At 71.7% G+C, this 19,025-nt stretch carries 13 protein-coding genes; 2 read left to right on the plus strand and 11 right to left on the minus strand.

Translation table 11 applies throughout. From position 1 onward, the window contains the following. Window positions 1–298: 298 nt before the first annotated feature. The 10 genes from LV79_RS18740 to LV79_RS18785 all read right to left on the minus strand — a co-directional run bounded on the left by LV79_RS18740 (window position 299) and on the right by LV79_RS18785 (window position 15,541). On the minus strand, window positions 299–1,255 hold the full coding sequence (locus LV79_RS18740) for an HtaA domain-containing protein (RefSeq protein WP_253838453.1): 957 nt from the start codon (window positions 1,253–1,255) through the stop codon (window positions 299–301). Further along, on the minus strand, window positions 1,252–2,292 hold the full coding sequence (locus LV79_RS18745) for a hypothetical protein (RefSeq protein WP_253838454.1): 1,041 nt from the start codon (window positions 2,290–2,292) through the stop codon (window positions 1,252–1,254). The genes LV79_RS18740 and LV79_RS18745 overlap by 4 nt, the downstream gene beginning before the upstream one ends. Beyond that, entirely contained in the window at window positions 2,280–3,068 is a 789-nt protein-coding gene (locus tag LV79_RS18750) for a heme ABC transporter ATP-binding protein (protein WP_285469953.1), read from the minus strand. The genes LV79_RS18745 and LV79_RS18750 overlap by 13 nt, the downstream gene beginning before the upstream one ends. 61 nt (window positions 3,069–3,129) lie before the next feature. Next, the gene (locus tag LV79_RS18755; RefSeq protein ID WP_253838456.1) at window positions 3,130–4,149 is read right to left on the minus strand and encodes a FecCD family ABC transporter permease; all 1,020 of its coding nucleotides are present in this window, start codon (window positions 4,147–4,149) and stop codon (window positions 3,130–3,132) included. 11 nt (window positions 4,150–4,160) lie between these two features. After that, the gene (locus LV79_RS18760; RefSeq protein WP_253838458.1) at window positions 4,161–5,222 is read right to left on the minus strand and encodes a heme/hemin ABC transporter substrate-binding protein; all 1,062 of its coding nucleotides are present in this window, start codon (window positions 5,220–5,222) and stop codon (window positions 4,161–4,163) included. Then, window positions 5,222–6,211 carry an Fn3-like domain-containing protein gene (locus LV79_RS18765; protein ID WP_253838460.1) on the minus strand — a complete coding sequence of 330 codons (990 nt, stop codon included), beginning with the start codon at window positions 6,209–6,211 and terminating at the stop codon, window positions 5,222–5,224. The genes LV79_RS18760 and LV79_RS18765 overlap by 1 nt, the downstream gene beginning before the upstream one ends. Before the next feature lie 84 nt (window positions 6,212–6,295). Beyond that, a complete protein-coding gene (locus LV79_RS18770) occupies window positions 6,296–7,615 on the minus strand; it encodes an HtaA domain-containing protein (RefSeq protein WP_253838462.1) in 1,320 nt (439 codons plus the stop codon). Between the two features lie 258 nt (window positions 7,616–7,873). Beyond that, window positions 7,874–8,518, minus strand: a complete 645-nt coding sequence (locus tag LV79_RS18775; protein ID WP_253838464.1) for a biliverdin-producing heme oxygenase — start codon at window positions 8,516–8,518, stop codon at window positions 7,874–7,876. 154 nt (window positions 8,519–8,672) lie between these two features. After that, window positions 8,673–11,000, minus strand: a complete 2,328-nt coding sequence (locus LV79_RS18780) for a GAF domain-containing SpoIIE family protein phosphatase (protein ID WP_253838466.1) — start codon at window positions 10,998–11,000, stop codon at window positions 8,673–8,675. Window positions 11,001–11,002: 2 nt separating this feature from the next. Then, window positions 11,003–15,541, minus strand: a complete 4,539-nt coding sequence (locus LV79_RS18785; protein ID WP_253838468.1) for a HAMP domain-containing hybrid sensor histidine kinase/response regulator — start codon at window positions 15,539–15,541, stop codon at window positions 11,003–11,005. 315 nt (window positions 15,542–15,856) lie between these two features. Here LV79_RS18785 and LV79_RS18790 point away from each other — a divergent pair, with 315 nt between their 5' ends. Both LV79_RS18790 and LV79_RS18795 read left to right on the plus strand, forming a co-directional pair. Continuing rightward, complete coding sequence (locus tag LV79_RS18790) at window positions 15,857–16,972, plus strand: PLL family lectin (RefSeq protein ID WP_253838470.1); 1,116 nt, start codon at window positions 15,857–15,859, stop codon at window positions 16,970–16,972. 154 nt (window positions 16,973–17,126) lie between these two features. Then, on the plus strand, window positions 17,127–17,915 hold the full coding sequence (locus tag LV79_RS18795; RefSeq protein WP_253838473.1) for an AfsR/SARP family transcriptional regulator: 789 nt from the start codon (window positions 17,127–17,129) through the stop codon (window positions 17,913–17,915). Between the two features lie 225 nt (window positions 17,916–18,140). Here LV79_RS18795 and LV79_RS18800 read toward each other — a convergent pair whose 3' ends face one another. Continuing rightward, a complete protein-coding gene (locus tag LV79_RS18800) occupies window positions 18,141–18,995 on the minus strand; it encodes a polysaccharide deacetylase family protein (RefSeq protein ID WP_253838475.1) in 855 nt (284 codons plus the stop codon). Window positions 18,996–19,025: the final 30 nt, after the last annotated feature.

The following is a 19,025-nucleotide window of genomic DNA, read 5'->3' on the forward strand; positions in this document are numbered from 1 at the left end:
CTCACAAACGCCTGTGAAACGGCCCCGAGAGCCCCTGCGAACACGGCCTCGCGCGCGCGAAAAGCGAGTGCCCGGCCCCCACCCTCTCCGGGGGGCGGCCCTGGTCCAGTCTACCGGCACCCCCCGACAGTCGATCTTGAACCGACCTCCGCGGAGATCCACATGTGGATAACTTCTGTCACCCAGAAGAGGGGAAAATGCGGCTAGGTCCACGGGGAATCCGCAGGTCGCGAGCGGGGTGACCCCCAGCAGGAGGGCGGGCAGCAGGAAATGGCAGCGGAAGGCCTGGACGAGTCGGTCAGGTTCGGCGGGGGCGGTAGGCGGCGAGGACGAGCGCTAGGCCTGTTAGGAGGAGGACCACGCCTGCCCAGAGGCCGTGTTCCGCGTCAACGCCCGTAGACGCGAGGCCTGGGGTTGGGCGGAAGCGGGCGATGGGGATGAGGTTTTCGGTGGTGGCGGCAACTGGGGGTACCACCGGGTTCGCTGTGGGTGGGGCTGTGGGGACTGTCGCGCAGTCGGCGGCGAGGGTCATGGTGAGGGGGTCGAGGGTGGCGCCTGCCTGGTAGAAGCCGCCGAAGGCTTCGGCGGTGGTGAGCGTGGCGGGGACGTCGGGCCAGGCCAGGAGGCCGTTGGTGGGGGCCGCGGCGGGTGGGGTCAGTCGGGCCAGGGCTACGTCGGGTTGGTTGCTGGGCTGGGTGGGGGCGCCGGGGGTGGCCTTGAGTTCGATGTCCGCGTGCAGGGTGGCGGTGCCGCTGGCGGTGGTCACCCACGGGTCGGACAGCACCAGCGTGAAGAAGTGCGTGGGGTAGGAGAAGGCCACGGTGCCGCGGTAGCGCGCGGTGAACTGGGTCGGCGACGTGTAGTCGGCTGAGTCGAAGGTGAAGCGGTACGCGCCGGTGGGGGTGCCCGCGGGGTTGGGGACGCCGTCGCGGAGGACCTCGTCCAGGGCGGTGATGGTGGCGCCGTTGGTGGCGGTGATGGAGTTGCCGGTAGCGCCCGGCAGGCCGACGCCGACGTACTGACGGAAGCTCTTCTTGAAGCCCCACACCAGGTCGCCCTTGCGCGCGTTCGCGGAGGTGAGGTCACAGCCGGGGGCCGCCTCCTGCACGACCCTGGCCGACGGCACAGCGGCCGTAGTAGTCGGCTCAGTCGCGGCAGCCGTAGTAGTCGCAGTGGATGTGGTCGTGGTGACCGGTGTGGTCGTGGGGGTCAGCACCGCCAGCAGCATCGCGCCGGTGACCAGGGAAACGCTCACGCCTCGACCTTCTTTCGCTTGCGCAGCAACACGATCAGCACGATGACAACGAGGACCACACTCGCGCCGACCGGCCACCACCCAAGCGAGGACTCCGAACTCGCAGGCCGCACGGCTGGAGCGGCCGACGGCGGAGTGGCCGGGGACACAGTCAGGGGGACCGATCCGACCGCCCCGGACTTCGCGCCGGTGAACTCCAGGGTGTGGGCGCCCGCGGGGACGTCACCGGGTATGGCGGCGGAGTAGGAGAGCGCGCCCGCCGCGTCTGCCTTGGCGGGGGCCAGGAACAGCGGGTCCGAGCGCAGCACCACTGTCACCTGCTCGTCGGCCGCGAACCCGGACCCGGTGACCGCGACCGTCCCCCCGGCGGCGACAACCCCGGCGTCAGTGGACAACGTGGCAGCCCGCGCGGGCAACGGTGCGGCAGTGCCGGGGACCGCGTTGGTGCTCGGCGCGGCAGTAGGGGCGGGCTGGGTCTGACCGCCGGCGGGGGCGGCGAAGCGGACCGGGGTGAACGTCTCGTTGGTCGGGTTGACCACGCCGTGCGCGCCGATGGTGATGATGCCGCAGATCACCTTGGTGCAGTCGACCTCGGTGGTGCTACCGGTGCGGTCGACGGCGCGGAACCGGGCGCCGGGGATGACCATCCGCGCGCTCCACGTGCCGTCCGCGGTGACGACGCCACCGTTGGCGCTGCTCGCGGTGTCGCTGCCGGGGAAGGACACGAACCGCTGGTAGCCGTTGTTGTCCTTGGCCTCGCTGTCCTGCACGTACCGGTACGTCGACCCGGCGGCGCCGCCCTTGCTCGGTTGCCACGCACCGCCGTCGACCCAGCCGAACAGGACGTAGATCCCGCCGTGCGCCTTGGGAACGGACTGGAAGCCGGTGCCGCGCACCTCGACCGCGGTGGCGTAGTCGGGGTCCGCTGTGGACACTGACAGGCTCACCCGCGCGGCCGCTGTCGCCGTCCCCGGCAGCAGTGTCGAGACGACGAGGGCGGCGGCCGCCACCCCGAGGGTCCTGGCTACGACAGACACTCTTGCTCCTCTCGGGACCGCACGGGCAGCACGACGGGAACGCCCGTGCGCGGGTGCGGGAAGACCTCAACGGGATGCCGGTAGACGGCGCTGAGCAGGTCGGCGGTGCACACCTCGGCGGGCGGCCCGACGGCGACGAGCTTGCCGGCGTCGAGCACCGCGACCCGGTCGGCGTGCGCGGCGGCCAGGCCAAGGTCGTGCAGGACGACCAGCACGCCGCCACCGGACCTGGCGTGCCGGTGGGCCAGCGAGAGCACCAACTCCTGGTGCCGGACGTCGAGCGCGGCGGTCGGTTCGTCGAGCAGGACGGCGGGGGCGCGCTGGGCGAGGACGCGGGCGAGCGCGACCCTGGCTTGCTCACCACCGGAGAGTGTGGGGTAGGCGCGGTCGACGAGGTGCTCGACCCCGGTGTCCCGCAACGCTTCCGCCACGGCGGTGTCGTCGTCGTCCTCTTGCTCGGTACCCCGCCACGGCGCGCGCCCCATCTCGACCACGGACCGCACGTCGAACGGGAACGACACAGGATTGTGCTGCGGCAACACCGCCCGCCGCCGCGCCGCCTCCACCGGCCGCCACCCCTGCACCGGCTCGCCATCCAGCAACGCCCGCCCACCGGCCACCGGCAGATCCCCCGCCAACGCCGCCAACAACGTCGACTTCCCGGCGCCATTCGGCCCGACGAGCACCAACACCTCCCCCACCCGCAACTCCACCGAGACGCCGTCAACCAACAACGCCCCGCCCAACCGCACACTCACCCCCTCCGCCGCGATCACACCGCACCCCCCAACACCGTCGCCGTGGCAAGCAAACCCACTCCCCCAGGACCGAAACCCATCACGCCCACCCACCGGCCTTGGTCCGGTTCTTGCGGAGGAGCCAGAAGAAGAACGGGCCGCCGATGAGGGCGGTGACCATGCCGATGGGGAGGTCCGCGTACTGGACCGCGGTGCGGGCCAGGAGGTCGGCTGCGGCGAGGAGGACGGCGCCGCCGAGGAGGCTGGCGGGGATGAGGACTTGGTGGCCGGGGCCGACGATCATGCGGATCAGGTGGGGGACGACGAGGCCGACGAAGGAGATGATGCCCGCGTAGGAGACGGCGGCGGAGACTCCGATGGCGACGGCGCAGATGACGAGCAGGCGCAGGCGTTCCACGTCGACGCCGAGGTGACGCGCTTGGCGGTCGCCCAGGGCCAGCAGGTCGAGGCGGCGGGCGACGAGCAGCGACGCCAGGGCGGTGACGGCCACCAGCGGGAACGCCACCCACACGTACGACCACCGCGCGCCCGCCACGGAACCCAGTTGCCAGAACACGATCTGCTCCCGCGCCGCCTGGTCGCCGATGAACATCAGCAGCGCGACCACCGCCCCCGCCACCGCGTTCACCGCCACCCCGGTCAGGATCATCGACACCGTCCCGGTCCGGCCGCTCGACCGCGACAGCGCGTACACCGCGAAAGTCGTGACCAGCCCCGCCGCGAACGCCGTACCCGGCACCGTGAACGCCCCAAAGAACGTCCACCCGAACACGATCGACAGGCACGCCCCGACCGCCGCCCCCGACGACACGCCCACGACGCCCGGCTCGGCCAGCGGGTTGCCGAAGCTGCCCTGCATCAACGCCCCGCACACCCCCAACACCGCCCCGACCAGGAGCGACATCACCACGCGCGGGAAGCGGACCGCCCACAGCGCGCCCTCGGCGAACGGGTCGGCCAGCGGCTTGCCGGTCAACGCGCGCAGCACGTCCGACACCGGCAGCCCGTACTGCCCCGCCCCCGCCGACACCACCGACACCACCACCAGCGCCACGGCCAGGACCGCGAACAGCACGACGACCCGGGTTCGCCCGCGCACCGCCGAGGCCGTCACGGCGCGTACAGCGCTCTGGCCAAGCCGTCGAGCACGGCGGAGGTCTGCGGGCCGAACCCGAGGACCACGGAGTCGGCCATGTCGACGAACCGGCGGCGTTGCGCGGCGGGTGTCTGGGCGACCCCGGGCACGGTCATCGCGCCGTCGACGCCGCCGACCGAGGCCAGGCCGTTGGTCATCATCAGGATCACGTCGGGTTTGGCCTTGGCCAGCGCCTCGGGGTTGATCGGGCGCATGCCGTCGATCCCGGCCTCGGTGGCGACGTCGACCGCGCCCAGCGCCTGGATGAGCGAGTCAGCGCCGGACCCCTTGCCGAACAGGTAGTACACGCCCGCCTGTCCACGCAAGTAGAGGAACACCACGCGGGGCTTGCGCGCCGGGTCGGTCGGGGCGAGCCGCGTGATCTGGGCGACGGTGTCGGCGATCTCGGCCTCCATCCGCCGCGCCAGCAGCTCACCGGCCTCCGGCACGCCCAGCGCCTCGGCGACCGCGCGCACGATCGGCGCGTTGGTCTCCATGGCGCGCTTGGGGTCGAGCACGACGACCGGCACGCCCGCGTCGCGCAGCTGCAGCACCGCGTCCCACGGCCCGAGCGTAGTGTCGGTGAGCACGACGGAGGGCCGCAGCTTGAGGATCGCCTCGGCGTTGAGCTGGTGGCCGTTGACCGTGACCAGCGGCAGGTCCTTCGCGGCGGGGAACCCGGTCGAGATGTCGCGGCCGACCACGCGGGAGCCGAGCCCGAGGCCGAACACGGTCGCGGCCAGGGTGCCGGACACGTCGAGCGCCAGGATCCGGCTCGCGTCGGTGACGGTGACCTCGGTGTCCTGAAAGTCCTTGACTGTCACCGGCATGCGCGGCGTCGGGGTGTCGACAGGCACGATGTCGTTGTGCGCGACCAGGGCCGTGGTCGGACCGCTGTAGGAGCGCGGGTCAGCCAACGGGGTCAGCGCGGACAGCGGCGGGCGTTCCCCGGCCTGGGCGGGCGCGTGCCCCGCGCGACCGGGCGGGGTGGAGCAACCGGTGAGCACCAGCAGCGCGACGAGCAGCAAGACTCGCATCAGGCCTCACGCTCCTGCAACGCGGCGGCGACGGCGGCCTTGATGCGCTTCTGCTCCCCCGCCGCACGCGCCTTGGCCCTGGCGCGCAACGCGAGCAGCAGGCAGACCACGAGCAGCAGCACGACGGCCACCGCCCACGGGATGGCCACCGCCCCAGCGGCGGCCGTGACCTGCGGGAGTTCCGCACCACCCGGCACGGTGGGCGTCACGGCGACGGTGGCCGAGACTCGACCGGCGGGCAACGTTGCGACGTTCAGCTTGCGGGTGACGCTCTCCCCCGGCAGCAACTCAGGGATCGGCTCGACGGACGCATCGGTGCCGAACCACCCGAAGAGGCCCTCAACGTGCACGGTGTGCGTCGCACCGATGCGCGTGTTGCCGGTGTTGGTGATCGTGTAGCCGATGGTCACGGTGCCCTTGCCGACCGGGTTCGGGGTGCCGTCGTACTCGACCTCGAGCCCCCGGACCTCGACCGAGGGCGTCAACGTCCCCGCGACGCGCAGGTGCATGCGCGCGCCGAGACGGCGGTCGACGGTGATCCCGGAGCCGGACTCGACCCGCAACGAGGTGACGACGCCGCCGCTGTGGTCGCCGGGGGTGACGTCGGCGGGAACGGTGACGGTGAACGGGAGGGCGACCGTCTGTCCAGCTGGGACAGTCACGGTCGGCGCGTCGAAGCGCACCCAGGAACCCGCATCGGTGGAGGTCTCGTTGGTGGGCTTGAGGTCGAGCTGCCCCGACGAGGTCGTGAAGGCGTCGGCGGCGTAGACGGCGAAGGTCAGCGCGCGCTGCTCGTGGTTGCTCACCAGCAGCGCGTCCGACAGCACGGCGCCGGGCGCGACGGTGTAGGCGAAGTTGGGCCGGTTCGCGCCGAGCGCGGAGTCGGCGGGACGCACACCCCAGGTGACGTTCTGCGCGGCGGCGGCCACGCCGGGCAGTCCCAGGGCGAGCAGGACCGCGGCGGCGACCGCGGCGAGGAAGCGGGTCATGGTGGTGATCCAGTCCGGGGAGGGCGGTCGTGGGCGCCGCCCGTTCGGACGACGCCCACCACCTGGGGAGCAGCCATCGGGAGATCAGCTCAACGCGGTGAGGGTCAGGGTGGCGTCGTAGGTCCCCGCGCCCACGCTCGCCGGGACCTTCAGGGTGAGGTCGGCACCGAGCAGCACCGAGCCCTTGGCGTGGTCGAGCGCCGCGCTGCCGAGGGTCGCGGGCCGCTTGAGGCCGTTGCCGCCGTCGAAGCCCGAGGCCACGGTCGCACCGGCCACGGCGCCGCCGGTGTTCTCGGTGGCCTTCGGGGCCCAGCCGAGGTACTTGCCGTCGAACGAGGTGCCGTTCGCGGCGAAGTCGCTGACCTGCGCGGAGACCGACCAGGCAGGCGCACCCGCGCGGGTGTCGGTCACCCGGACCGGGTTGATCGAGCCGGTGGCCCGGTAGTGGTCACCGGCGGCCACGGCGGTGCCGAGGTCGACCAGGCCGTTGGTGCCGTCGATCGTCCACACGAACTCGCCGGGCTGCTCGGCCTGCGGCACGGTCACCCGCACGTCCTGCTCGGTCGCGCTGGGCTGCGGGTCCGGGGTGGAGGCCACGGTGTAGCCGATGTCGAAGGGCAGCGCGGGCTTGTAGTCCTGGGTGCCGCCGCAGCCGGTGGAGTAGAAGTGCGGGCGGACCGCGACGGGCACGGTGGTGACGAACTCCGGTGCCCACGAACCCCACTGGTTGTTGGCGCAGGTGCGGTTCTGCGCGGAGCCGTCCGGCACGGTGACCTCGACGCCCTGGTAGTCCGGGGTGACGCGGTAACCGGTGGCGGTCAGGCCGCTGAGCGAGCCCGCGTCGAAGGTGACCAGCTTGAGGCGGCCGAAGTCCTGCGCCGGGGTCGGGTTGCCGGACACGTCGGTGCCCGCGCCGAGGCTGAACTCCGCGGTCAGCGACCCGGAGCCGTCAGCGGCCACGGTCACCACCGGGTTCTTGTAGATCTCGTTGGGGGCGTTGAACTGCGCCGGGTAGGCGTTGACGGTGTAGCTGCCGGTGAACGACAGCGTGCCCGCGCCGGTGGCCGGGTCGACGGTGCCGGTGCCCGCGGTGAACTTGACCGCGTTGGGCGTCTTCTGCGGCGAGGAGACCGGCATCGAGGTGGCCGGGGCGGGGGCGACGACGTACTGGGTCTGCGACCCGCCGGAGACCGAACCGGTGAGCAGCGCGGCGTTGCCGGTGAGGTCCTTGACGTTCCACGGGCCGAAGATGCCGACCTGCGCGTAGCCGCTCAGGCCCCAGACGAACGTCGCGTCGGTGACGGTCGCGGTGGCGGCGGACGCGGGCGTGGCGCCGAGAACGGTGGCGGCGAGCAGTGCCGCCGCGCCCACGGCGACCGCCTTGGCCGCGTGTGGTCTTGCCATGTGCGTTTCCTCCTGCGTGGGACCGCGCGACCCCGAGCCCGGTCGTAGTTAGGTAAACCTACCCTAACTAGATGGTTCACCGCGTGACAAGAGCGACGGCCGACACACTGTCCACAGTGGTCTTCAAGGCACGCCGACAAGGGGTTCCTACGCGGAACCCCTTGTCGCGCAACGGTTATCACCAGGGCCGACGGGTTGCTCCGCCCGGCAGCGGACTTGCTTGGCACTACGGGGTTTGCTAGCAGTACACGGTGTTTGCTAGCAGTACTCGGTGGCGAGGTCGTCGAAAACGGCCCGGTTGAGCCGGAACGCGACGTTGGCCTCGTCCACCAGCGACTCGCGCTCACCCTCGCGCCACGGCGCGCCGTCGAGCAGCGCCCGGTAGTGGTCGCGGAACGGCTTGGGCTTGGCGACCTGGTCGAAGACGTAGAACCGCACGCCGTCGTCGGTCAGCCCGTAGATCTCCTGCATGCGACGGCGGATGACCTGACCGCCGGAGAGGTCGCCGAGGTAGCGGGTGTAGTGGTGCGCGACGAAGGCACCGCGCTCGGTGAACCCGACCTCGTTGAGACGGTCCACATAGGACTGGGTGGCGGGCAGCGGCTGTAACGCGTCGCGCCACCGGGGGCCAGCGAGGAAGTCCAGGTCCTGGGCCAGCACGTCGCGGCGCAGCAGGCCGTCGATGACGAAGTCCCCGATCACCGGGTCACCGCGCCACGCCTCGCCCGCCTTCTCCAGCACGTCGTAGAAGAGGTAGCTCTGCGCCAACAACCCGGCGTACGCCTCGCGGGCCAACCCACCGCCCAACAACGCCTCGACGAACACCGACCGCTCGGCCCGCTCGTGCTCGTCCCGCGTACCCGCCCGCAGCCGAGCCGCGAACCCCTCGTCCACCGCCGTCATAGCCCACCATTCCACTAAGGGTTGCCTTACCAAACTAGGCCACCCAGCGGAGTGATACCAGCTCGATTTTCCCGACGATTGACCACTCACCGTGACAGATGCTGGCTACATTGGGTGGCCAATCGGCAGCGGATCGAGGTCGCGGCGGGTCGGGTCACGGTGCGCGGAGTTGGACGCCGATGATGCAGGTGTCGTCGTCGGTGTCGGAGTTGCTGTGGGTGAGGAGGCGGTCGAGGCGTTGGTCCAGTGTGGACGTGGTGCGGGCGGCGGTGGTGAGGAGGCGGGCGAGGGATTCCTCGACGGTGCGGTCTTTGCGTTCGATGAGGCCGTCGGTGTAGAGGAGGAGGGTGTCGGTGGGGGTGAGGTGGAGGTGGGCCTCGTCGTAGGTGGGGTTGGCGAGGCCGCCGAGCAGGGGGCCGGTGATGAGGGGCAGCGAGGTGGCGGTGCTGCCCTGGACCAGGACCGGGGGCAGGTGACCCGCGCGGGCCCACCGCAGGGTGTTGTCGGACGGGTCGAACAGCGCGCACACAGCAGTGGCGGTGACGTGGTCGGTGAGGTGGCGGGTGACCAGGTTCAGCCAGGTCAGCAGCTGCGACGGACCGGCGCCGGTCGCCGCGAGGCCGCGCAGGGCGTTGCGCAGGACCACCATGCTCGTCGCCGCCTCGATGCCGTGGCCCGCGATGTCGCCCACGCACAGCAGGATCTGGGACGAGGGCAGGACGACCGCGTCGTACCAGTCGCCGCCGATGAGGTGGTCCTTCTCGGCGGGGCGGTAGCGGACGGCGACGTCGAGGCTCGGGGTGCTCAACGTGTTCTGCGCGGGCGGCATGATCGCGTGCTGCAGCTGCAGGGTCAGCTTGGTGCTCTCCACCGCCTGCTGCTCGCTGTGCGCCAACTGCTCCCGGGTCGCCGCCAGCGCGACCTCGGTCCAGTGCTGCGCCGAGATGTCCTGGTACGCCCCGCGCACCGCCGGGGACGGGCCGGGCACCGGTTCGGCGATGACCCGGATGTGCCTGGCCACCCCGTCGGACCTGCGCAGCCGGAACGCCGTCGACGCGGGCCGGTTGTGGTGCAACAGGGTGCGCAGGAACCGGCCGATCAGCACCGCGTCATCGGGGTGCGCGTGCCGGGCCAACTGCTCGACCGGCACCGGTTTCGCCGACGCCGGTAGCCCGTAGAGCGCGAACAGCTCGTTGTTCCACGCGATCTCCCCGGTCGCCAGGTTCTCCTCGAACCCGCCGATGCGACCGAGCCGTTGGGCGTGCTGCAACAGGTTCGCCAGCCGCGTCGCCTCGTCCTCGGTGTGCCACACCAACAACACCGCGGCGCCGACCCGGCTGATCCCGACACCGAGCGCGGCCGTCAGCGGCACCTGGCCCACCAGCGCGGTCAGGTCGACCCGGTCGGCCCGGAACGCCTCCCCCGTGGCGAAAACGTGCTCCACCCGCTCGAACAACCCACCGTCGACCGCCGCCAACGGGTACGCCTCCAACAACAGGGCACCCACGACCTCGCCCCGCGGTCGGCCACCGAGGTCGCTGTAGCGGGGGTTCACGTGCGCGATCCGGAAGTCGACCACCCGGCCCGCGCCGTCGTGGTGCGGCCGCAACACCAACGCCGGATCCCGCAGGCTGTCCGCGAGATCGCACAGCTGCACGTCCTCCCCCGGCGCTAGCTCCGCGACCGGGTAATCCAGGCTGTGCGCGCACAACTGGGCCAACGCCGCCAACTGCCGCCACGCCCGCGGGGCCAGCTCCGCCACCGGGTGCGGCCAGCACACCTCAAGCACGCCGAGGACCCGGCCACCCGTGCTCGCCGGAAGCGCCGCTCTCGCCCCGGTCGGCACGTCGCGCTCACCGATCGACGGCACCCCCGCCGCCGCCAACGACGACACCCACTCCACGTCCCGCTTCACCAACGCCGCCCGCGCCGGAACAGCCACCCCAGGCGGCACATACCGCCACCGGCCACCCTCGTCAGCCGCGAAACCCGCGCACCCGGCCAACGTCAGCGACGAGTCACCCCCGGCCGACCACACCGCCACCCCGACAGCGCCCAACGGCGCGAGCGCGTGCCGCAGCAACGACTCCGCCACCGCCTGCACGTCATGCGCCGCCAGCGCGCCACTCTCCGCCGTGCGGAGCCGAAGCGAGACACCGTCATCGACGGTCGCGCTCCACCGCGCGGCCTCCGCCAACTCGTCGCGCGCCGCCTCGTCGACGATCTCCGCCGCCAACTCCACCCGCGTCCGACCCGCCTGCTCGGCCAACTCCGCCAGCTGCGCGGCCGCCGCCGACGGCCCGCACCGCAGCCGCTCCACCAGCACCCCCGTGGCCAGCTCGACCAACCCCCGCGCGGCCGTGGCGTCGTGCCCGTGCCGCACCTGGGCGCGCAGCCGGTCCACCGTCGCCGCCAACCGCCCGACGACGTCCGCGCGTCGGCTCTCCGGCAGCGGGATCTCGCGGGTGGTGTCCTGGGACATGCTCAGCGGCCCAACCACCGGTGCACGCGGGCCATCAACTCGTCGGCGTCGAGCGGCTTGGTGACGTAGTCGTTGGCGCCCGAGGCCAGGCTCTTCTCCCGGTCACCCGGCATGGCCTTCGCGGTCACGGCGATGATCGGCAGGTCCGCGTGCTCGGTCATCGCCCGGATCGACGCGGTGGCCGCGTACCCGTCGAGCTCGGGCATCATCACGTCCATCAGGATCAGGTCGACGTCCGGGTGCTCACCGAGCACCTCGATGCCCCGGCGGCCGTTCTCGGCCTGCAGCACCCGCATCCCGTGCAGCTCCAGGATGCTGGTCAACGCGAACACGTTGCGCGCGTCGTCGTCGACCACCAGCACCTTGCGGCCCGCGAGCCTGCCGTCCACGTCCGGCGCCTCGTCGGCCCGCTCGTCCTGGCGCACCAGCGGCAACACCCCGCCCGGGTCCGCCGCGCTCAGGTGCAACGCGATCCGCTCCCGCAGCTCGTCCAAACTGGACAGCAACTCCAGCCGCCGCGTGCCGCCCCGCTCGCGCAGCACCGCCTCCTGCTCCGGCGCCAACCGCCGGTTGTTGTAGGCCAGCACCGGCACCGACCGCGACGCCGAGTCCGCGTTCATGTCGCGCAGCAACCGGGCCGCCGCGTCGTCGGGCATGTCCAGCTCCAGCGCCAGGCAGTGGAACGACCCACCGGCCAACGCGGCCGCGGCCTCCTGCACGCCCACCGCGGTCACCAGCTCGATCGGCCGGTGCTCGCTGAGCTCCCCGGTCACATCGATCACCGCGCTCTCGGCCACCAGCGACAGCAACCCGCGCGCCCGCTGCTCCACCACCAGCAACCGGCGCGGCGCCACATCGGTCGGCTCGGCCGGACCGATCTCCGCGGGCCGGGCCGCCTCGTAGTCCGGCCTGCTCACCGGCAGGAACAGGGTGAAGGTGGACCCGCGCCCCGGCACGCTGTGCGCGGTGACCGCGCCACCGAGCAGGTGCGCGATCTCCCGGCTGATCGACAGGCCCAGCCCGGTGCCGCCGTACTTGCGGCTGGTGGTGCCGTCGGCCTGCTGGAACGCGCCGAAGATCGACTCCAGCTGGTCCTCGGCGATGCCGATACCGGTGTCGCGCACCCGGAACGCCACCACCGGACCCGGCTGCGCGGCCGCCGGGGGCAGCTCGGCCGGGTCGGCCAGCTCGATGACCAGCTCCACCTCGCCGGTCTCGGTGAACTTCACCGCGTTGGACAGCAGGTTGCCCAGCACCTGCCGCAACCGCGAGTCGTCGGTGAACACGTGCGAGGGCACCTCGGGCGCGGTCGCCACCCGGAACCCCAGGTCGCGCTGGGTGGTCAGCGGCCGGAACGTCGCCTCGGTGTAGTCGAGCAGCTGCCGCAGCGCGACCCGCTCCGGCGAGACGTCCATCTTGCCCGCCTCGACCTTCGACAGGTCGAGGATGTCGTTGATCAGCTGCAGCAGGTCCGACCCGGCCGAGTGGATGATCCCGGCGTACTCCACCTGCTTGGCGGAGAGGTTGCGGGTCGGGTTCTGCGCCAGCAACTGGGCCAGGATCAGCAGGCTGTTGAGCGGCGTGCGCAGCTCGTGGCTCATGTTCGCCAGGAACTCCGACTTGTACTTCGACGCCAGCGCCAACTGCTGGGCGCGCGCCTCCAGCTCCTGGCGGGCCTGCTCGATCTCCAGGTTCTTGGTCTCGATGTCGCGGTTGCGCACCGCGAGCAGCACCGCCTTCTCCTCCAGCTCCGCGTTGGACGACTGCAACTCGTCCTGGCGGACCTGCAGCTCCTGCGAACGGGCCCGCAGCTCCTCGGTGAGCCGCTGCGACTGCTGCAGCAACGCGTCGGTGCGGGCGTTGGCGACGATGGTGTTGACGTTGACGCCGATGGTCTCCATGAGCGGCTCGAGGAACGCCACGTGCACCGGGGTGAACCGGTGCACCGAGGCCAGCTCGATCACGCCGAGCACCTGGTCCTCCACCATGATCGGCAGCACCAGCACCGAGGTCGGGTCGGTCTGCCCGAGACCGGAGGTGATCCGCACGTACCCCGGCGGCAGGTCGTCGACGGCGATGGTCCGCCTGCTGCGCGCGGCCTGCCCGACCAGCGACTGGCCCTGCGCGAAGCGGTGCTCACCCGGCGCGTCCGGGTGCCCGTAGGACCCGATCAGCCGCAGGCCCGCGCCGCTGGCCTCCTCGGCCAGCTCCTCGGCCAGGTAGAACCCGCCGAACTGGGCACCGACCAGCGGCACCAGCTCGTCCATCACCAGCGCGGCGACCACGGTCAGGTCCCGGTGGCCCTGCATCAACCCCGAGATGCGGGCCAGGTTCGACTTGAGCCAGTCCTGCTCCTGGTTGGCCTGCGTCGACTGGCGCAGCGACTCCACCATGGAGTTGATGTTGTCCTTGAGCTCCGAGACCTCACCGGAGGCGTCGACGCTGATCGAGCGGGTCAGGTCGCCCTCGGCGACCGCGCTGGTCACCTCGGCGATCGCGCGGACCTGCCTGGTGAGGTTCCCGGCCAGCTCGTTGACGTTCTCGGTCAACCGCTTCCAGGTCCCGGAGACACCCTCCACCTCGGCCTGACCACCCAGCCTGCCCTCGGTGCCCACCTCGCGGGCCACCCGGGTGACCTCCGAGGCGAACGACGAGAGCCGGTCCACCATGGTGTTGATCGTGGTCTTGAGCTCCAGGATCTCGCCCGCCGCGTCCACGTCGATCTTGCGGGTCAGGTCGCCCTGGGCCACCGCGGTCGTCACCTGGGCGATGTTGCGGACCTGGCTGGTCAGGTTGTTGGCCATCGAGTTGACGTTGTCGGTCAGGTCCTTCCAGGTGCCCGCCACGTTCGGCACCCGCGCCTGCCCACCGAGCCTGCCGTCGGTGCCCACCTCGCGCGCCACCCGGGTCACCTCGTCGGCGAACGCGGACAGCGTGTCGACCATGACGTTGATGACCCCGGCGAGCGCGGCCACCTCACCCTTGGCCTCCACGGTGATCTTCTGCGACAGGTCACCCCTCGCCACCGCCGTCGCCACCTGCGCGATGGACCGCACCTGGCCGGTCAGGTTCGACGCCATGACGTTGACGTTGTCGGTCAGGCCCTTCCAGGTGCCCGACACACCCCGCACCGTCGCCTGCCCACCCAAGTTGCCCTCGGTGCCGACCTCACGGGCGACACGGGTCACCTCGTCGGCGAACGCGGAAAGCTGGTCGACCATCGTGTTGATGGTGTCCTTGAGCTCCAGGATCTCGCCCCGCGCGTCGACCCGGATCTTCTGCGACAGATCGCCCTTCGCCACCGCCGTGGTCACCTGCGCGATGGACCGCACCTGCGCGGTCAGGTTGTCCGCCATGACGTTCACCGACTCGGTGAGCGCCTTCCACGTCCCGGACACACCCTTCACGTCCGCCTGACCGCCCAGCCGTCCCTCGGTACCCACCTCGCGGGCGACTCGGGTGACCTCGTCGGCGAACGCGGAAAGCTGGTCGACCATCGTGTTGATGGTGTTCTTCAGCTCCAGGATCTCGCCACGCGCGTCGACGGTGATGTTCTGCGACAGGTCACCGCGCGCGACCGCGGTGGCGACCTGGGCGATCGACCGCACCTGCGCGGTCAGGTTGCCCGCCATGAAGTTCACCGAGTCGGTCAGGTCGCGCCACGTCCCGGACACGCCCTTCACATCGGCCTGCCCGCCCAGGATCCCCTCAGTACCGACCTCCCGGGCGACCCGCGTGACCTCGTCGGCGAACGCGGAAAGCTGGTCGACCATCGTGTTGATGGTGTTCTTCAACGCGAGGATCTCGCCACGCGCGTCAACGGTGATCTTCTGCGACAGGTCGCCCTTGGCCACCGCCGTGGTCACCTGCGCGATGTTGCGGACCTGGTTGGTCAGGTTGCCCGCCATGAAGTTCACGGAGTCGGTCAGGTCCCGCCAGGTCCCACCGACACCGGGCACCTGCGCCTGGCCGCCGAGACGGCCCTCACTGCCCACCTCACGGGCGACACGGGTCACTTCGTCGGCGAACGCGGAGAGCTGGTCGACCATCGTGTTGACGGTCTCCTTCAACTCCAAGATCTCACCGCGCGCGTCGACGTCGATCTTCTGCGACAGGTCGCCCTTCGCCACCGCCGTCGCCACCTGCGCGATGTCGCGCACCTGGGTCGTCAGGTTGCCCGCCATCGCGTTCACCGAGTCCGTCAGGTCCCGCCACGTCCCCGACACACCCTTGACGTCCGCCTGACCACCAAGACGACCCTCCGTGCCCACCTCGCGGGCCACCCGGGTCACCTCGGAGGTGAACAGCGACAACTGGTCGACCATGCCGTTGAACACCGTGGCGATCTCACCGAGCAACCCGTCGGCACCGTCGGGCAACCGGGTCCCGAAGTCACCGTCGCGCACCGCCGTCAACCCCGCCAGCAACCCGCGCAGCTCCAGCTCACCGACGTCGTGGCCGGACCCCTGGTCGTGGCCCGCCCCGCCCGGTCTGCCCCCGGCCGCTCCGGCGTGGGCGCCGTCCACTCGCGTGTCGCTCATCGCCCGTCCCTCGTGCGCAGGCACCCGCGCGGTCGCGCGGAGTGTCCTGGGTAACCGTACTCAGCGGGGCCAGCGCGTCGAGTGCGCGCCACCACCCCCGACCACGGTTGTGTGCGCCCGCACCCGAAAGGCCGACCACCACGCACACCCGGTCACCGCGCGCCCCCCGAACAGGTTGTCCCGCAACGGCATCAGCGTCGCGCAAGCCCGCCGCAACCACCGGGCAAACACCGCTCACCAGCATCGGGTGGCGAACGCTCCCCGGGAGTCGACGGGCAGGTCATGCCCCCTCGGGGAACGGGCAGGAGGAACGAGATGCGCGCGTTGCTGCGTCGGGCGCTGATCGCCGCGGTCACCACCGCCACGGTCGCCGTGGGGCTGGCCGGGACCGCCGAGGCGGGCCAGAACAAACCGCTCACCGCCGACTACGGACCCGTCGCCACCCTCACCCCAGCCGTCGGCCGCGACGTCGACGGCAGGCTCGTCGCCCTGACCAGAGGCTCCGACCGATCCCTGTGGTACAACACCCAGGCCGTCGCGGGCGTCGGCTGGAACGGGTGGCGCAACATCGGAACCCGGCAGCTGGCGGGCAAACCGGTCGTCGACCGCGACACCAGCGGCCACCTCGTGGTGTTCGCCAGGGGCACCGACGACGCCCTGTGGTGGCGCACCCAGACCGACGCCGGGACGTTCGCCCCGTGGGTCCGCATCGGCGGCGGCATCACCGACGACCCCGCCGTCGGCCGCAACGCCGACGGGTCGCTCTCGGCCCTGGTGCGCGGCACCGCCGGGGAGCTGTGGGTGTGGAAGCAGGACGGCCCGGACACCACCACCGGCGCGTGGACCAACCTGGGCGGCGGCATCATCGGCTCCCCCGCCGTGGCCGCCCAGTCCGACGGCAGGCTCGTCGCGGTCGTGCGCGGCGGCAGTGACGCGGTCTACGTCAAGACGCAGGCCGTGGCGTCCGGTGCGTGGGAACCCGATTACGTCTACCTCGGTGGAGCCATCAACACCCCGCCCACCGTCCAGCGCGGCGTGGACGGGCTGCTGCACCTGTTCGTCCGAGGTCTGGACAACGCGCTCTACGAGCTGCCGCAGAACGAACCGAGCGGCGCGTTCGGCACCTACACCCGGATCGGCGGGTCGTGGACCGCGGACCAGTTCGCCACCAGCAGGCAGGCCGACGGCCGGATCAGCGCCTTCGGCCGCGGCTCGGACAACGCGTTCTGGACCGTCGTGGAGACCGAGGCGGGCTCCGGCCGGTTCGGGGCACCCAGCAGCCTCGGCGGCCGGTTCACCAGCGGCGCCGCGGTCGGGGTGAACGTCGACGGTCGGCTGCAGGTGTTCGGCACCGGCGTCGACCGCCAGGTGTGGTCGGCCGCCCAGCTCGACCCGGACGGCGCGTACGCAGGGTTCACCATCACGGACTGACCCCCTGCTCAGTCGGCTGACCGCCTGCTCCATCCGGGGCGGTCAGCCGACCGGCGTCCCTTGGACCCCGTGGCGGGGACTCACCCCACGGTGGCTGTGGACAGTGGCAGACTCGGTGGTGGCTCGGTTGTCGCCGACATCGGGAGGTCGTCAGGTGCCCGACCAGACAGGCGGGTTCGACGTGCTCGGCCCGCTGCGCGCGCACCGCCTCGGCGTCGCCACCCCCGTCCCGGTCGGTGTCCAGCGGGTCGTGCTGATGGCGCTGCTGGTCGCCCGCCGCGCGGTCACCGGGCGGCACCTGCTCGACCTCGCCTGGCCGGACTCGGTCCCGCCCTCGGGCATGAAGGCGGTGCACGTGGCCATCTCCCGGCTGCGCGGCTGGCTCCGCTCGGCGTTCCCCGGCACCCACATCACCCGCGACCACGACAGCTACCGGCTCGACCTCGGCCCGTGGACCCTCGACGCGGACCGCTTCGACGCCCTGGCCGCCCGCGGGATGGACCGCACGGCGACCGCCGTCGTCCGGGTCCGCCACCTCGCCACCGCCCTCGCCCTCTGGCGCGGCCCAGTCCTCGACGCCCACCCGGTCGCCGCCGATTTCCCCACCACAGCGGGATGGGAACTCACCCGAACAGCCGCAGCCTGCGCCTTGGCCGACGCGGCCATCAGCTCCGGCAGCCACCTCGTGGCCGTACCCGCCCTTGCCGCACTGGCCATCGAACGACCGACGGACGAGGCGATCTACGCGAGCTGGGCACAGTTGCTGACCACGTGCGGACGACAGGCCGAGGCCGTTGCAGTCCTCAACACCATCCGGGGACGGCTGGTGGACCACCTCGGGCTGGAGCCTGGACCCGTCCTGCGAGCCGCCCTCCAGCAAGCCCTGGCCCGCCCCCTACCGGACGCCCCGTACACCCCGACCCCCGCCACAGTCCAGGGATAACGCCATCCACAATGGACCTTTGGCCTGACCGGCGGCCAACTTCCCCTTCACAGCCCCGGTCCTCATCAGCGTTGTGCCGTAAGCCGGCCTAGCCCTCGTACCGGCTAGCCCCAACCCTGCCACCCAAAGCCCATTATCTAGATAATACATAGCGGCCAGGAAGACATGGATAGTGACCACTGAAAGAAGGGAGCCCGGTCGTGGTGACCGGGCTCCCGGAAGTGATCAGCAGGCGCCGAGGTTGGTCCAGGTCCAGGGGGAGGTTGCGGGGCGTTCGGAGCGGGTCCACCAGTTGGCCTGGTAGAGCTTGCCGTCCTGGGAGACGCGGGTGCCGCCGACGTAGGTGCCGTTGCGCTGCCAGGTGGGGGCGGTGCAGGCGGGCGGGTACGGGCCGCCGGTGAGGGCTGGGAGGTCGAAGGTGTAGCCCTCGGACTTCCAGCGGGGGACGAGTTCCCGGTACGCGGCGAGGGTCGGGGTGCGGTCGCCGCCGCCGTCGTGGGAGAGGATCACGGCGCGGGGGAAGGCGTCGGCGGTGAGGCGGTCGACGAGGACCGGGGCCGGGGAGCCGTCCCAGTCGCGGGGGTCGACGGACCAGCCGAGGTTGGAGTGCCCCAGGGAGGCGGCGATGTCGGGCAAGCCGCCGCCCCAGCTGCCGAACGGGGCGCGGAAGTACGGGATCGGCAGCGCGGGGTCGCCCGCCGCCTGGCGGATGGCCGCGTCGGTCGCGGTCAGGTTGGCCCGGATGTCCGCGGGGGACAGCACCGAGAGGTCCTCGTGGGCGTACGAGTGGTTGCACAGCGGGTGGCCGTCGGCGACGATCCGCTTGACCAGGGCGGGGGCGGCGGTCGCGGTGGTGCCGGTCAGGCAGAACACCGCGCGGATCCGGTGCTCCCGCAACAGGTCCAGCAGTCCGGGGGTCACCGCCGCGGTAGGACCGTCGTCGAAGGTGAGGGCGAGGACCTTCCCCGTACCCCTAGTGGTGTAGACGACCTCCCCGGTCGGCGCCGCGGACGCCGGGACGGCGGTGGCAGTGGTGGCGGCGAGCAGGGCGAGGGTGACGAGAGCGAGTCGCTTCAGCATGGAACTCCCTTCCAGGGACCGAACCCTAGG

It is taken from the genome of Actinokineospora globicatena (genome assembly GCF_024171945.1).
Classification (GTDB): Bacteria; Actinomycetota; Actinomycetes; order Mycobacteriales; family Pseudonocardiaceae; genus Actinokineospora; species Actinokineospora globicatena.

What these genes read in the sequence shown, in the direction of transcription:
- LV79_RS18760 (WP_253838458.1), bottom strand. Translation starts at nt 5,222, where the DNA reads ATGCGAGTCTTGCTGCTCGTCGCGCTGCTGGTGCTCACCGGTTGCTCC.
- LV79_RS18765 (WP_253838460.1), bottom strand. Translation starts at nt 6,211, where the DNA reads ATGACCCGCTTCCTCGCCGCGGTCGCCGCCGCGGTCCTGCTCGCCCTG.
- LV79_RS18770 (WP_253838462.1), bottom strand. Translation starts at nt 7,615, where the DNA reads ATGGCAAGACCACACGCGGCCAAGGCGGTCGCCGTGGGCGCGGCGGCA.
- LV79_RS18775 (WP_253838464.1), bottom strand. Translation starts at nt 8,518, where the DNA reads ATGACGGCGGTGGACGAGGGGTTCGCGGCTCGGCTGCGGGCGGGTACG.
- LV79_RS18780 (WP_253838466.1), bottom strand. Translation starts at nt 11,000, where the DNA reads ATGTCCCAGGACACCACCCGCGAGATCCCGCTGCCGGAGAGCCGACGC.
- LV79_RS18785 (WP_253838468.1), bottom strand. Translation starts at nt 15,541, where the DNA reads ATGAGCGACACGCGAGTGGACGGCGCCCACGCCGGAGCGGCCGGGGGC.
- LV79_RS18790 (WP_253838470.1), top strand. Translation starts at nt 15,857, where the DNA reads ATGCGCGCGTTGCTGCGTCGGGCGCTGATCGCCGCGGTCACCACCGCC.
- LV79_RS18800 (WP_253838475.1), bottom strand. Translation starts at nt 18,995, where the DNA reads ATGCTGAAGCGACTCGCTCTCGTCACCCTCGCCCTGCTCGCCGCCACC.